Annotated in this window: 18 protein-coding genes; 15 read left to right on the top strand and 3 right to left on the bottom strand. The window is 34.6% G+C overall.

What is annotated here, in order from left to right; all coding sequences use genetic code 11:
- Positions 1-41 precede the first annotated feature (41 nt).
- Positions 42-611: a TetR/AcrR family transcriptional regulator gene (locus IEV35_RS10910; protein ID WP_188384690.1), complete on the bottom strand. Its 570-nt coding sequence runs from the start codon at positions 609-611 to the stop codon at positions 42-44.
- Between the two features lie 123 nt (positions 612-734).
- On the opposite strand from IEV35_RS10910, the gene cypC reads away from it, so the two are divergent.
- From cypC to IEV35_RS10890, 4 genes are all read left to right on the top strand, one after another.
- Complete coding sequence (gene cypC, locus IEV35_RS10905) at positions 735-1,997, top strand: CYP152 family fatty-acid peroxygenase CypC (protein ID WP_188384689.1); 1,263 nt, start codon at positions 735-737, stop codon at positions 1,995-1,997.
- A gap of 191 nt (positions 1,998-2,188) precedes the next feature.
- The gene (locus tag IEV35_RS10900) at positions 2,189-2,749 is read left to right on the top strand and encodes an RNA polymerase sigma factor (RefSeq protein WP_188384688.1); all 561 of its coding nucleotides are present in this window, start codon (positions 2,189-2,191) and stop codon (positions 2,747-2,749) included.
- Positions 2,727-3,827 carry a hypothetical protein gene (locus IEV35_RS10895; protein ID WP_188384687.1) on the top strand — a complete coding sequence of 367 codons (1,101 nt, stop codon included), beginning with the start codon at positions 2,727-2,729 and terminating at the stop codon, positions 3,825-3,827. Before IEV35_RS10900 ends, IEV35_RS10895 begins: the two co-directional genes overlap by 23 nt.
- A gap of 110 nt (positions 3,828-3,937) precedes the next feature.
- Positions 3,938-5,350 carry a glycoside hydrolase family 18 protein gene (locus tag IEV35_RS10890; protein WP_188384686.1) on the top strand — a complete coding sequence of 471 codons (1,413 nt, stop codon included), beginning with the start codon at positions 3,938-3,940 and terminating at the stop codon, positions 5,348-5,350.
- 36 nt (positions 5,351-5,386) lie between these two features.
- On the opposite strand, the gene IEV35_RS10885 is transcribed toward IEV35_RS10890, so the two are convergent.
- A complete protein-coding gene (locus IEV35_RS10885; protein ID WP_188384685.1) occupies positions 5,387-5,833 on the bottom strand; it encodes a YaiI/YqxD family protein in 447 nt (148 codons plus the stop codon).
- A 300-nt stretch (positions 5,834-6,133) separates the two neighbouring features.
- Between IEV35_RS10885 and IEV35_RS20325 the strand changes: the two genes are divergently transcribed.
- The 11 genes from IEV35_RS20325 to IEV35_RS10835 all read left to right on the top strand — a co-directional run bounded on the left by IEV35_RS20325 (position 6,134) and on the right by IEV35_RS10835 (position 12,723).
- Positions 6,134-6,268, top strand: a complete 135-nt coding sequence (locus IEV35_RS20325; RefSeq protein ID WP_268237922.1) for a hypothetical protein — start codon at positions 6,134-6,136, stop codon at positions 6,266-6,268.
- 128 nt (positions 6,269-6,396) lie between these two features.
- Positions 6,397-6,756 (top strand): PadR family transcriptional regulator, encoded by a 360-nt coding sequence (locus tag IEV35_RS10880; protein WP_188384684.1) that lies wholly within the window; start codon positions 6,397-6,399, stop codon positions 6,754-6,756.
- Positions 6,749-7,744, top strand: coding sequence for an HAAS signaling domain-containing protein (locus IEV35_RS10875; RefSeq protein ID WP_229740728.1), 996 nt, complete (start codon positions 6,749-6,751; stop codon positions 7,742-7,744). The genes IEV35_RS10880 and IEV35_RS10875 overlap by 8 nt, the downstream gene beginning before the upstream one ends.
- A 78-nt stretch (positions 7,745-7,822) precedes the next feature.
- Positions 7,823-8,323 carry a GNAT family N-acetyltransferase gene (locus tag IEV35_RS10870; protein ID WP_188384682.1) on the top strand — a complete coding sequence of 167 codons (501 nt, stop codon included), beginning with the start codon at positions 7,823-7,825 and terminating at the stop codon, positions 8,321-8,323.
- Positions 8,286-8,849 (top strand): GNAT family N-acetyltransferase, encoded by a 564-nt coding sequence (locus IEV35_RS10865; protein ID WP_268237921.1) that lies wholly within the window; start codon positions 8,286-8,288, stop codon positions 8,847-8,849. The genes IEV35_RS10870 and IEV35_RS10865 overlap by 38 nt, the downstream gene beginning before the upstream one ends.
- A 17-nt stretch (positions 8,850-8,866) precedes the next feature.
- Positions 8,867-9,682: a GNAT family N-acetyltransferase gene (locus IEV35_RS10860; protein WP_188384681.1), complete on the top strand. Its 816-nt coding sequence runs from the start codon at positions 8,867-8,869 to the stop codon at positions 9,680-9,682.
- A 131-nt stretch (positions 9,683-9,813) separates the two neighbouring features.
- Positions 9,814-10,194: a GntR family transcriptional regulator gene (locus IEV35_RS10855; RefSeq protein WP_188384680.1), complete on the top strand. Its 381-nt coding sequence runs from the start codon at positions 9,814-9,816 to the stop codon at positions 10,192-10,194.
- Between the two features lie 2 nt (positions 10,195-10,196).
- Positions 10,197-11,099 (top strand): ATP-binding cassette domain-containing protein, encoded by a 903-nt coding sequence (locus tag IEV35_RS10850; RefSeq protein ID WP_188384679.1) that lies wholly within the window; start codon positions 10,197-10,199, stop codon positions 11,097-11,099.
- Complete coding sequence (locus IEV35_RS10845; RefSeq protein WP_188384678.1) at positions 11,071-11,814, top strand: hypothetical protein; 744 nt, start codon at positions 11,071-11,073, stop codon at positions 11,812-11,814. Before IEV35_RS10850 ends, IEV35_RS10845 begins: the two co-directional genes overlap by 29 nt.
- A complete protein-coding gene (locus tag IEV35_RS10840) occupies positions 11,811-12,512 on the top strand; it encodes a hypothetical protein (protein WP_188384677.1) in 702 nt (233 codons plus the stop codon). Before IEV35_RS10845 ends, IEV35_RS10840 begins: the two co-directional genes overlap by 4 nt.
- Before the next feature lie 58 nt (positions 12,513-12,570).
- Positions 12,571-12,723 (top strand): hypothetical protein, encoded by a 153-nt coding sequence (locus IEV35_RS10835; RefSeq protein WP_188384676.1) that lies wholly within the window; start codon positions 12,571-12,573, stop codon positions 12,721-12,723.
- Positions 12,724-12,785: 62 nt separating this feature from the next.
- Here the strand turns inward: IEV35_RS10835 and IEV35_RS10830 are convergent, their stop codons facing one another.
- On the bottom strand, positions 12,786-13,940 hold the full coding sequence (locus IEV35_RS10830; RefSeq protein ID WP_188384675.1) for an AI-2E family transporter: 1,155 nt from the start codon (positions 13,938-13,940) through the stop codon (positions 12,786-12,788).
- Between the last annotated feature and the right edge of the window lie 117 nt (positions 13,941-14,057).

Below are 14,057 nucleotides of genomic sequence, written 5' to 3'. Positions count from 1 at the left end.
GTCATTTTATTATTGCTTGAAGGTTACGATGGTGTCAATTATTAAATTGCGAACAATCCGTGACAAACAACTTCTTTAATTTTCTCTACCCATAATTGGTGAGGCATCCCTTCTGTATTAGGGATATTAACAGTTTGAAAAATTAATCCTAATACGATATTACTTGGAATATCTTCACGTATCACTTTTTCCTGCTTTCCTAATTGTATGAACTCCTCTAAAGAAGTATATAATATTTTGTGAATTTCACTTAATTTTTGTTTGTTTTTTGCGATTGTTTTGTTTACTGTTGGGATTTGCATCCCCATTTCTCGTAATTGGTAAAGACTCATATCATTGAAAATAAAGGCAAATAATGCATTAAACTGATCAGAGAATGTCTTCTCTTCACTAATCTTTTCCAGTTTGGATAAGAATGATTCAAATTCATATACCATATATTCACTAAGCAGTTCTTCTTTATTATCATAATATTTATAAATAGCTGCTCTAGAAACATCTAACTGATTAGCTAGAAGTGTTATAGTGTAACCCTCGTACCCGTATTGTAATAGTAATTGCTTTGTTGTTTGATAAAGCTCTTCATTTGAAAACTTTCGCTCTCGTGCCATGTTATTCACCTCGTTCTTTATTATAAAGGTTGACTCGTAAAGAGTAAAAAGGAAGCGTATAAAGGTTGCAGCTATACAACAGACTATACTTGGACGAATATAAAATAGAAGCGGGTGATAGACATGCCATATCGTGAAGAAATTCCGAAAGATAGGGGCATTGATAATTCAATAAAGCTATTATTAGAAGGTTATCAATACATATCAAACAGAAGAGAAAAGTTTGGTCGTGATATCTTTGAAACAAGAGTGCTGGGCGGACAAAAGGCAATATGTATTGCAGGAGAAGAAGCGGTAAAGACTTTTTATGATACTAAGAAAATAACGCGTAAAGGTGCTGCGCCGAAGCGGATACGGCAAACATTATTTGGAGAGCAAGCGATTCAAACAGTAGATGGAGAGCCACATAGACATCGAAAAGAATTATTTATGTCGTTAATGACTAAGGAAAGACTGCAAGACATTACAGAGTTATTTGGTCAACAATTAGAGCAAGAAATGGCAGAATGGTCCAAGAAACGTAATGTTATTTTATATGAAGAAATAGTACACATATTAACGAAGGTTGCTTGTGAGTGGACAGGGATACAACTAGCAGATGAGGATGTACCTAAACGAGCAAATGAATTAGAGGGGATATTTGATAGTGCAGGTGCGATTGGTGTTAGACATTGGAAAGGACGAACAGCTAGAAACATTGTAGAGAATTGGTTGCGAAGACTTATTAGGGAAGTGAGGAATGGAGAAATTATTGCTCCAAAGGACACACCCCTATACATAATGGCATGGTACCAGGATAAAGACGGAAAGTTGCTAAATGAACAGATAGTTGCTGTTGAACTACTGAATATATTAAGACCAATTGTTGCCATTTCTGTCTATATTACTTTTATTGCTTTGGCATTGCATGAACATCCTCAAGAAAAGGAAAAATTACAAATGGGAGGAGAAGAGTATACCGACTATTTTGTGCAAGAGGTACGAAGATTTTACCCTTTCTTTCCGATGTTGATGGCAAAAGTTAGTGAGGATTTTCTTTGGAATGGGCATGACTTTCGAAAAGGTAATTTAGTTTTACTTGATATATACGGAACAAATCACCATCCTGACTTATGGGAGGAACCATACCGATTTATACCGGAGAGATTTAAGAAACGCGAGGAGAACTTCTATGACTTCATTCCTCAAGGTGGGGGAGATTATTACCGAGGACACCGCTGTCCAGGGGAGTGGATGACGATTGAGTTAATGAAGGTAGCAACTCAATGTCTTATCCATACAATTGACTATCAAGTTCCTAAACAAAATTTAACATATAGTATGATTCGATTTCCAAGTTTACCAAAGAGTAGGTTTGTGATAAGTGATATAAAGGTTATAAAGTAAATAGAGACAACAAAGCCCAATGGAGAAGTTTCTAAATTTAGGAAACTTCTCCATTGGGTTTTTATTATGATAGATACAGTTTCCTTAAGAAAGAATAGGAAATTAAAAACTTTTGTCGAATATGTTTTATATGTGACTATTTAAAGGGAACCATCGTCTAATTAAAAACACCACAAAAGTGGGTGAGGGAAATGTTAGAAAATCTAGAACACGATATAGATATTCATCGTATGTCTCGAGAGAATGCGGTTTTATATATTACTGAAAACTATGGCGAGCAAATAAAGCGTCTAATTTTTACCTATGTCAAAAACTATGCAACAACAGATGATATATTCCAAGAGTTTTTAATTAAGGTATATCATAACCTTGAACTCTATTCTGGGAAGGCTTCGCTAAAGACATGGCTTTTTCGTGTTGCAATTAATAAATGTAAAGATTATCTAAGATCGCCTATCCATCGCTTAACAGTCTTTCAAGATTGGATGGCTGATAGAGAGGCAGTAAAATCAATTAAAAGTGAAATGATGGAAAAAGAGAAACAACAGGCAATCGTTCAATCAATCTTAACCTTATCAGTTAAATATAGGGAGATATTTGTTCTACGTTTTTATCAAGAGATGAGTATTAAACAGATTAGTAATGTGTTAGGACTTTCAGAGTCCACGGTTAAGATGCGTATTATGCGAGGAAAGAAAAAACTTCGGGAAAAGCTTGGAGGTGAATACCTTGAAGAATATGAAATCGACTAGTTTAAAACATGCTTTTGACGAATGTATTGGAACAAAAACATTGTTAAAACACGCCGATAGTTGTCGTTTTCTAAATTGGGTAAGAGAGCCCGAGAAGAGAAAAAGGATTCATGTTTTTCCTGCACTGTTAACTTTGTTATTAATAGTTGGTGTTGGAATAACCGGATTGGTATTGATAATGGGGAATACAGAAACTGAACTAAATCCAGCGGTTGATCCTATTCCAGCAGTTGATCCAGATCCTGTTATTATACCGACTGAAGAAGAAGATGTTCAACCAGAGGAAACAACAGTAGTAGAGGAACCAACATTAGAGGAGATATTCTTGGAGAATCCGAAATATGAAGCCCTATATCAAGAATTAATAGATGGATTTAATAAACTAGCACACTACCGTGATTCAAAACAAGCATATGCAGAAGTTATCATCTTTTATCTGCATGCTGTATCAACAAAAAATGAAGGTCTTATTAAAAAGTACTTGAGCCCAATGTTTTCAAGTGATTATGAGGAACAATTATGGTTTGAAAAAAATCTTCCTTTCTATAGTGAAGTAAAAGATTATGATGTCGAAGTTATGCATATTTCACCAAGCTTGGGAGAACCAGTAGTAAGTATTCAGATTGTCTACACATCTAGTGGAGTGACAGAATCACGATTGTATCATTTGGATTTGCAGAATCCAGAACATGACCAATATATGACAATTTGGGAGAGTCATGACACATATAATGATGATGATGCATTTTGGCGAACAATTAGATGGAATGCACAAATAGGTTTAACGAAAGAATTAGCGATAGAACTTTTTGGGGAACCTACACTTAAGGGAAGCGTAAAGGGAGAGGAAGTTTGGTTATTTGATGAAGTTTCCTCTGGTAGCGATTATACTCCAAGCTTGGTGTCGGTGGCAGCAGATGCTATACGCAATCAATCTGTTTTATATCAGTTGTATTTTACTTTTGAGGATGATCAAGTTACTAAGTATGCACTGTATTCAAGGTTGGAAGATGGAAATGTTAAAGAGTATATAAGGAATAGCGATCATGAGATTCAAGAAGGAATTTATGAAGAGTAGTGTATAAGATATGAAGAATAAAAATATACAAATTCCCCCATTTCGATACTAGGACAGCCATAGCTAGAATATGTTTGAGAATAGATATCATTCGTATTGGGGGAGTTTATATGCAAATTCATGTTGTCAGTCAAGGGGAAACATTATGGCAAGTCGCAGAATTGTATCAATCTAATGTAAATCAAATCGTTTATTTGAATCAATTGGATAACCCAAATGTTCTAGTTGTTGGTCAGTCACTTGTTATCCCTGATCCTAATGTTGAATATGTTGTTCAGCCTGGCGATAATTTATGGAAAGTCGCTTCTAAATTGAATGTTAGTATACAGGAATTACAACAATTTAATAATCTCTCTAATCCAAATTTGATTTTCACAGGAGAGCTAATTGCATTACCATATCGGATTCATACCATTCAAATGGGTGAGTACTTATGGATGATTGCTCAACGTTATAATGTAACCATCAATGAGATTTTGCAAGCAAATCAATTGGAAAGTCCCTCTCTTATCTATCCTGGACAGCCACTCAGAATCCCAAGAACTCCAAGTACAACAATCGATGTGAATGCTTATACTACCCAAACAACTGAAGAAGGTAGGCAAGAAGTTCTTGCTTTAGGTAGATACTTTACATATCTTTCCCCTTTTATGTATAGCTACCGTGCGGATGGTAGTTTAACCGAACTAAATGAGAATGTTCTTCTGGAAGTAGCGAACTTAAACGAAGTATCCTCGCTACTTGTTTTAACTAACTACTCGGGAAATAGATTTGATTCAGATTTAGGTGCTGCACTATTAAGAAATGAAAGTATGCAAAATAGACTAATAGAAAATGTACTTAAAAAGATATATTCTAAAGGGTATTCTGGATTAAACATAGACTTTGAGTATCTCTATCCTGAAGACCGGGAAAACTATAATAATTTTCTTAGAAAAGTAGTTAATCGTTTAAAACCTCAAGGGCTAACCGTATCAACGGCCTTGGCTCCAAAAGAATCGGAGGATCAAACAGGTTTATTATATGAAGCACATGATTATGAAGTGCATGGCGAGTTATGTGATTTTGTTATTTTAATGACTTATGAGTGGGGATGGGCTGGTGGAGAGCCTTGGGCAATTGCTCCAATAAATAAAGTAAGAGATATTTTAGATTACGCAATTACAGCAATTCCTAGAAATAAGATCATGATGGGGATGCCACTTTATGGACGTGATTGGAAAATACCTTGGGTACAGGGGACATTTGCAAAAACGGTGAGTCCGAAAGAAGCCGTGACCTTAGCAGCTCAGAACAATGTCAATATTTCTTATGATGAAACATATCAATCTCCTTATTACCGGTATATAGATAATAGTGGGCAGGAGCATGAAGTTTGGTTTGAGGATGCAAGAAGTGTTCAAGTAAAATACGATACGGTAAAAGAATACGGCTTAAGGGGAGTCAGTTACTGGGTATTAGGTAATCCATTTCCACAAAACTGGCCGATTTTACAAGTTAACTTTAATATTAGGAAGGAATAATGATGCAAGGGAGCAGTCTACATGATAGCTCCCTTTTTACATGTGCTCTAGAATTGTTTTTTCTAATAGTAGTTTAAATTTATTTCTATCTTCATCTGTATAAGGCTTCGGTCCCTTCGTTTTTTGACCACTTCTTCTTGCCTTGGCACTAAGGTGACGGGTTTGTAATAGCTGATCGATATTTTTATTTGTATAAGCAAACCCTTTATGGTGCAAGACGAGGCATCCTTTTCCTAAGCCAAGTGAGGCAAGACCATAATCTTGGGTAATAATTAAATCACTTCTTCTAGCAAGTTGCATGATTCGGTAATCCGCTGCATCTGCCCCAGTATCTACATATATCGTTTCAACCCCACTTACTTCTTTATCGTGAGAGAAGTGACTAATACTTTTCACTAAAACAACAGGAATATCATACTTTTTGGCAACTGCTATTACAACTTCTTTAACGGGACTAGCATCTGCATCCACATATATCTTCATGAAAATTCTCCGTTTCTTATGTCGTACTTCTATGTAATCGAATTCTAATTAATTTGTCAATGGGTGAGAGGAGTTTATGAAGAGGAAAACAAGTTGGAGAATGGAGAGAGATGCTGTTCATTTGCGTAATGAAGAGGAAAAAGGTAGAGAATTAGGGTGAGAATCCCTTTCATTTAAGTGATGAAGGAGAAAACGGAATTGTAATAGGGTAGAAGTCCTCTTCATTGGTGTTATGAAGGGGAAAACGAAAAAGGCGTAGGTTAGAAGTCCTCTTCATTGGGGGTATGAAGGGGAAAACGAATGAGACGTAGGTTAGAACTCCTCTTCAATGGTGTCATGAAGGGAGAAAAGGAAGAGAATAAAGTAAGAATCCCCTTTCATTCGAGTCATGAAGAGAAAAATAGAAAAGACAAAAGTAATAAATCCCCTTCATAGCAATAATAAAGTCCACATGACTAAAGAATCCCCTCTCCTAACAATCAATATTATTTATAAAAATATATTAATATGCACTTTACAATAGTGTGTGGCATACACTATAATATCCATAGGAGCTGATATCAATGAACGAACAAGAGCATATTGATAAGTTAATGCTAGAATTACGAAGAGGAACAATCACAATTGGTGTATTAAGCCAGCTTTTTAGCCCTCAATATGGGTATTCCCTTGTAACGATGTTAGATGAGAAAGGGGTACCTGTTGAGCCAGGAACATTGTATCCATTACTTAGAAGGTTAGAAAAGCAAGGACTTCTAGATAGTAGTTGGGATACAAATGAAACAAGGCCCAGAAAATATTACGTGTTAAGTGAAATGGGGAAAAGAGTTTACGATCAATTATGCAGAGAATGGGAAAGTATCGTGAAAAGCATGGATGATTTAATTAATACAAGAGGAGATGAGAATATTGGAGATGGTTGATCGGTATATTTACGCAGTGACACAAAAGCTACCTCAATCTCAGCGGGAAGATATTGCAATTGAACTCCGTGGTTTAATTGAGGATATGCTGGAAGAACGGGTGGGAAATGGCGAAATTAAACAGAATGATGTGGAGGAAGTCCTGTTAGAATTAGGAAGTCCGAAAGAAATGGCCCAAAAATATCGAGGCACAAAAAAATACCTTATTGGACCTGAGCTATACGATACGTTTTTGATTGTGTTAAAAATCGTGTTAATATCGATGGGTGCAGGATTAGGGATTGTGTTTGTTATTCAGTCAATCGTTAATCCAGTTGAAATATTAGATCATTTTGTTGGGTTCATAGTTGCCCTTGTTACTTCAATACCACAGGCAGTTGGATGGGTTACATTAGTATTTGCAATTACGGAGTATTATGGTGGAGTAAAGACTAAGGATTTAGGATTAGAAAAAACATGGCACCCATCCATGTTATCTGTAGTTCCAGATCCGAAAAGGAGAATAAAACGTTCGGAGCCGATCGTTGCCATCATTTTCTATGTAATTGTCATGGTATGGTTTGCATTTTCGAGTGATTTCCTTGGTGTGTATGTTTTTGATGGGGAGTTTAAGGAAGTTGTACCATTCTTAAATGAGGATACTTTTTCACAATATATGCCTTTTGTCTTGTTATTGTTTGCTATATTTATAGTAAAAGAATGCTTGAAGCTCATCACTGGGAAATGGACGATGAAACTAATGGGATATACTGTTCTTATTAATCTAATAGGAATAGTAGTGGTTTCCTACTTGATTACTGGAGATAACTTCTGGAATCCTACCTTTATGAGTGGGCTTGTTCAAGCGGGGGTAGTGGAAGAAGGTACTAAAGGATACAACACAGTAGAAACCATTTGGGAAAACTCGACTCGAATCATTGTTATCCTTTTAATAGTAGGATTGATTTGGGATTCGGTAGAAGGGTTCATAAGAGCGAGAAAAAAATAAATTTTCATATTTTAATTAGCCGACGAATTGATTATGATAAGAATAATCAATTCGTTTTTTTATAAAGGGGGAATAAAAATGCGTCTCGTCGAACCATCAATTGAATGGGAGCAAGAGCACTGTACATATATCGATGAGTGGGGACAAAACCGACTTATACCTAGTAGTCTTAATCTAGAAGGTTATCAATCATATAGTGAATTTATTGCAGAATTAGATAAACGTAAAAAAGGTGATGGAAAATGGTTGCCGTTCTCTAGTTATTTTCTAGTAAATGATGATAACAGAATACTTGGAATGATAGATATTAGACATGAGTTAAATGATTTTTTATATCGTATTGGTGGCAATATAGGTTACAGTGTACGCCCTACTGAACGAAAGAAGGGCTATGCTACATTAGCTTTAAAACTTGGTTTAGAAAAGTGCAGAGATTTGGGAATGAAAGAAGTATTAATTACTTGTGATCAAGATAACATTGGATCAGCGAAAGTAATTATTAATAATGGAGGTGTAGAAGCACATTCAGAGACGGATTCTGATGGTACAGTTAAAAGAAGATTTTGGATATATCTTTAAACAACAGGGAGAAGAACATATGGATAAACAACAAATTTTGATAGAGAGAATGAAAAAAGAAGACTGGCAGTCTGTCAGAGAAATTTACTTGGAGGGCATACAGACTGGTAACGCAACTTTTGATACTGTTCCTCCGGCATGGAGTGAGTGGGACAAGGGGCACTTAACTAATTGCAGATTTATTGCTAGACGAGGTGACAGAATAGTAGGATGGGTGGCTCTTAGTCAATCACCTCGTAAAGATGCCTATCGTGGGGTTGCTGAGGTTAGTATTTATGTTTCAAAAAAGGCAGCAGGAATGGGAGTAGGATCTATCTTATTAAATAAACTTATTGAAGCGAGTGAAGTACATGGATTCTGGACATTGGAGGCATTGATATTTCCGGAAAATGTGGCAAGTATTAAATTACATAAAAGGTTTGACTTTGAAGTAATCGGAAGTAGAAAACGGATTGGAAAATTAAATGGTACTTGGAGAGATGTTGTATTATTAGAACGCAGAAGTAAAATTGTTGGCGTTGATTAGAGAGGAGAAATGCCTAAATGATTCATGTTTTAACAAGTGAATTAGCTAGAAAAATAGAAGAATCTGAAATTGAGGCACTTCAATCAAGATTAACTGCGATAAAGGAAATACCAGGAAATCCATTAGATGCTGAAATCGTACAATTTGGTAATGCTACTGCATTTACTATTAAAGGAATACCCGGACCTTCTTTTAATACCGTTAGAGGGATTACTTCTAATGATATGGCAGAAGTAGATGATATTTTAACTTACTATAAAGAAAGAGGCATTCCAATTCAGTTTGAACTAACACCTGCATCTACTAATTCAAAACTAATGGAATTATTAGCAACGAAAGGACTCTATCAACATAAATTTCATAGTGTTTTATATGGCATAGATAAAGATATCCATTACGACAAGAATTCCTCTATTATCATCAGGAAATTAGCGGAAGATGAATTTGATTTATTTGCAGAAATATATGCAAGAGGATTTGGACTTCCAAATATAATTAAAGCAGGTATTGCACAAAATAATAAAATTCTACATTCACTTGATGCTTGGGACTTTTATATAGCATTAATGAATGAAAAACCAGTAGGAATTGGGGTTTTGTTCGTTGCTAATGGTGTCGCAACTTTGGCTGCATCAGCTACATTACCTGAACATAGGAATAATGGGGTGCATCAAGCACTATTACAAGAAAGAGTGAAGGATGCAAAAGATAAAGGGGCTAATTTAATTGTTGGACAAGCAAAGTTTGCAAGTACAAGTTCAAATAATATGGAGAGAATGGGTTTAAAGCTTGCTTATACTAAATCAATATGGGTTGAAAAAAGGGAGATATGAAATCTCTCTTTTTTTTGTTAGTAAAAAGTAATACGACGGTATTAATTTGGAATAAACGCTTGCAATCATTAATAATATTATATATACTACATTACAACACTAATGCACTATGTTGGTTAGGAGGACCCTATATGGTTCTAGATACAAACAGTACGGTTCCAATCTATATACAAATTGCTGAATGGATCGAAAATGAGATTTTAGAAGGTCAACTGAAAGTAGACGATAAAGTATATTCTCAGTATAAACTTGCTGATATGTTCACAATTAATCCAGCAACAGCTGCTAAAGGTTTGAACTTACTTTATGAAGAAAATGTTTTGTATAACAAAAGAGGACTTGGAAAGTTTGTTTCACAAGATGCAATGGCAATTATTTTAGAAAAAAGGAAAAACCAAAAATTGAAGGGACTTTTAGAAGAAGCAGTTCTAGAGGCAGCTCGTTTGCAGGTCAATGATGAAGAACTTGTAGAAATGCTTCTGCAATTAATTAAAACGAACAAGGGGGAATAGTGGTGAACGTAATTGAGTGTAAGGACCTTGTAAAAAATTATGGTGGAGCAAATGCTCTTGATCATCTCTCTGTATTTATTAAAGAAAATACAATAACTGGATTAATTGGTCGAAATGGGGCAGGAAAGACCACACTACTTAAAATTATTGCAGGTTTTTGGAAAGCAACGTCCGGTGAAGTAAAGGTGTTTAATCGCCAACCATTTAATAACCTTATTGTATCTGCAAATTCTATTTTTGTAGATGACATGATGGATTTTACTAGTGCCCTAACAATAAAAGAACTATTAGATGAGGCAAAAACATTTTATCCTAATTGGGACCATGATCTTGCGGAAGGATTATTAAATTACTTTGAATTTAATCCAAATCAGTCTCACCAAAGCCTCTCTAAAGGAAAAAAGAGTACGTACAACATGATTATTGGGCTTGCTTCAAAATGTGCTCTGACTATTTTTGATGAACCAACAACAGGAATGGATGCGGCTGTTCGGAAAGACTTTTATCGTGCATTGCTTAAGGACTATATTCAAAGTCCACGAACAATAATCATTTCAAGCCATCATTTAGATGAGGTAGAGGATTTGCTAGAAGATGTGTTATTAATACACGATGGGAAAACGTTACTGCATTTATCAATTGAAGAGCTTAAAGAATATGCCGTAAAGATAAGTGGAAGGACTGCGCTAGTCATGCAGTATCTGGATAACAAAGAAGTTATTTATAAAGAAGAAATTAATAGTGAAACATGTTCTGTCATAGTTCGTAACAATTTTCCTCACGAGAGTGTGAAGCGGTTAGGAATTACTGTTTCTTCGGTAAAACCGAGTGATTTATGTGTCTATTTGACGAGCCAATCGAAAGGGGGAATCGATGATGTCTTTAGCAAACGTGAATCTGTCTAATATTGTGATTAAACAATATCGATACAAGATGAAATCATTTATTGGTGTCTTCTTGGCATTAATGGTTATCCAAGTATTTGGAATATTAATTTCTATGTTAGGTGCAAGTTCTAGTGGGTTTAGTAATGGCTTCTTTTTTATAAATGTTACCTCTTATACAGCTAATGTTGTCATCGCATTTACCATGATTTGGGCTTTTACGAATGCGATCATTGTAACTACAAAATCGTATCGTGAAGATGACTTTACCTTTATATCGAATCGGTTATCTTATAATCTATCAAATATCCTTTTCTTAATAACTGCTTGTGTTATTGGTGCAATAACTGCTTTTCTATCAAGAGGAGTTATTTATATTCTAGTTTTTTTTGTTAATGATCTAGAGACATTTCTAACGGTAAACCAGGAAGTTAATATGGCAGATTATCTAATTGGTGTTCTTGCGACTATTTTAATCGTCTTACTAGCAGGTGCAGCAGGGTATGTAGTTGGAATGCTGTTTCAATTGAATAAGTTGCTCATATTCATACTCCCAGTTTTCGTGTTTGGATTAGATTTTATTAGAACTAGTAATGAATCTACTTTACAACGTATCTTTGAATTTTACTTTACGGAACAAGTTTTTACTATATTTGTTGTAAAAACTATTATGACGATCTTACTTGGATTTGGTCTAGCTGCATTACTAACCAATCGAATGGAGGTTAGAAGATGACACCTATAGTTCTCCCATTATTGTTAATGATTATAATCATCGTTGGATTAGTAGTATTCAACAATCGTACGACGAAGAAACCTTTAACTTATCAAAAGTCGAGATGGATTTTTATTGGATATATTTTAATTCTTATTATTGGGATTGCTTTTGCTCCATTACTACCAACAACAAATGCAAAGCAACCTAACAATAGTGAATTTGATGACTTCTATATTTTATCTCAAAGTCAGTATACAGAATTATTAGATGGAGGGTTTACTGATATATATCAAGATAATGTAGATGAGACATGGAGTTTTACTTATTCAAGAGACTCCTTATTCCTTGATGCTGTTAATTTTGATGGGATTGTATTAATAGAAAGAACAAAAGATCTTCAAGATAAAATAGAAGTAAATTTTATTAAGGATTATGCAGTAATGGAAGTTGGGGCAGTAATGATCGATATAAGTGAATATCAACCTGATATGACTGCCGATTTAAATACTGATGTTTTATTATTACAAGGACCAGCGAATGAGCGAGAAGTAAGATTGGCTTTAACTGAACCGGAGTTTACAATAAGCCAATTTCTAGATAATAAGGTTGGAGAGGGATACAGTTATTCGGGTTCCCATTTTTTCTATATACGAGTACCACAAGAACTACATGTTAGTTATTCTGACTATTTACTAGTAGACTTTGTAAAAAATTAACCAAACACCCATTTCACGAATATACTGTTTATGATACGGAACATTGGGGGTTTTCATCATGAACAATGTGAAAAGTGGCATAGCTTTTTTAGGATTTTTATTTACTGGTTTTGGTGTAGGCTTATTTATGAATAATATAGAAGCTGGGGGCGCGGTCGGATTCGGATTAGGAATGTTGTCGATACTCATCATGAGAAAAGACAAAAAATAATTCAAGAACCTCCAATAAAAAAGTTTGGACTCCATGGAAATGTTACCATGAAATCCAAACTTTTATTTTTCATCAGCAGAATATTCGCCGTATGTTTCCCCGTAAAAGCGATTATAACGTTCTTTAAACTTATTATAAATATAAGTTACGAGCACCTTTAATATGGCATAACCAGGGATACCTAGAACAACTCCAATTAATCCAAATAAATTTCCAGCTACTAGTAAAACAATGATAATGGTTAATGGATGAATTTTCATTGTTTTTCCCATGATGTTTGGCGATATAAAGTTCCCCTCTAAAAATTGAACAACAATCCATACAACCGCAAGTTTCAACAACATTAAAGGAGAATTCACAATTGCAATAATTACTGCTGGAATAATAGAAAGTGTAGGTCCTAGGTATGGAACAACACTTAAAATACCAGCTAATATAGCTAATGTAATCGCATATTCTAATCCAATTATTAAGTATCCGATATATAAAAGGATTCCAATACAAGAAGCGACTATAATCTGACCTTGAATATAAGAACCAACTTGGGCATCCATATTTTTAAGAATGTGATTTATGTCCCCACGATATTTAGGTGGTAATAATTTTAACGAGTATTCTTTAAATCGTTCCCCATCCTTTAATAAGAAGAAAAGGATAATTGGGAATGTAACAAGTGCAACAACGAAATTTGTTACAGTACTTGCAAAGCTTTGCACACCTGCAAATGCATTAAGAATATATGTACCTATGATACTTGGTATATTACTAAAGTTATCTACAACCCAATTGTATGCATTATCATAATATGGGGCGAGGAAAGAATTCTCAATCCATTCATTTACGTCATACCATAGTTGTTGTACATAACCTGGAAATGTTGAGATTAACTCTGTAATCTGCTTCTCGATAGCAGGTGCTATCATTAGTACGAGCCCAGTAATCAATCCACTAATACCAATAATAATAATGATAATTCCCCAAATCCGCTTTATTTTCCCTTTTTCTAGCAAATTTACAATCGGATTTAATAGATAATAAGCAATAAAAGCTAGGATAATTGGAGGCGTAATGGTTGATAAGATAACAATTATAGGATAGAAAATAAAACTAATCTTATCGTAAATAAATATCATAATACCTATTAAAATTAGGATGGTAAGTATAAATACTAGATTTTTTCCTCCAAGAAACTTAATAAACTGGTTATCCGAATTCATTTATGTAGGACTCCTTTTTCTTTTAATTATAGATGAATAATCTAAAATATTCCATTTTAGATTTTAGAATTGTCTAACCAATAGTAGTTTAGTCATGATTAATTATCTAAATTAAGG

Origin of the sequence: Ornithinibacillus halotolerans (assembly GCF_014637405.1) — a bacterium.
Taxonomy (GTDB): domain Bacteria; phylum Bacillota; class Bacilli; order Bacillales; family Amphibacillaceae; genus Ornithinibacillus; species Ornithinibacillus halotolerans.
This window is presented reverse-complemented; position numbering and strand designations above follow the sequence as displayed.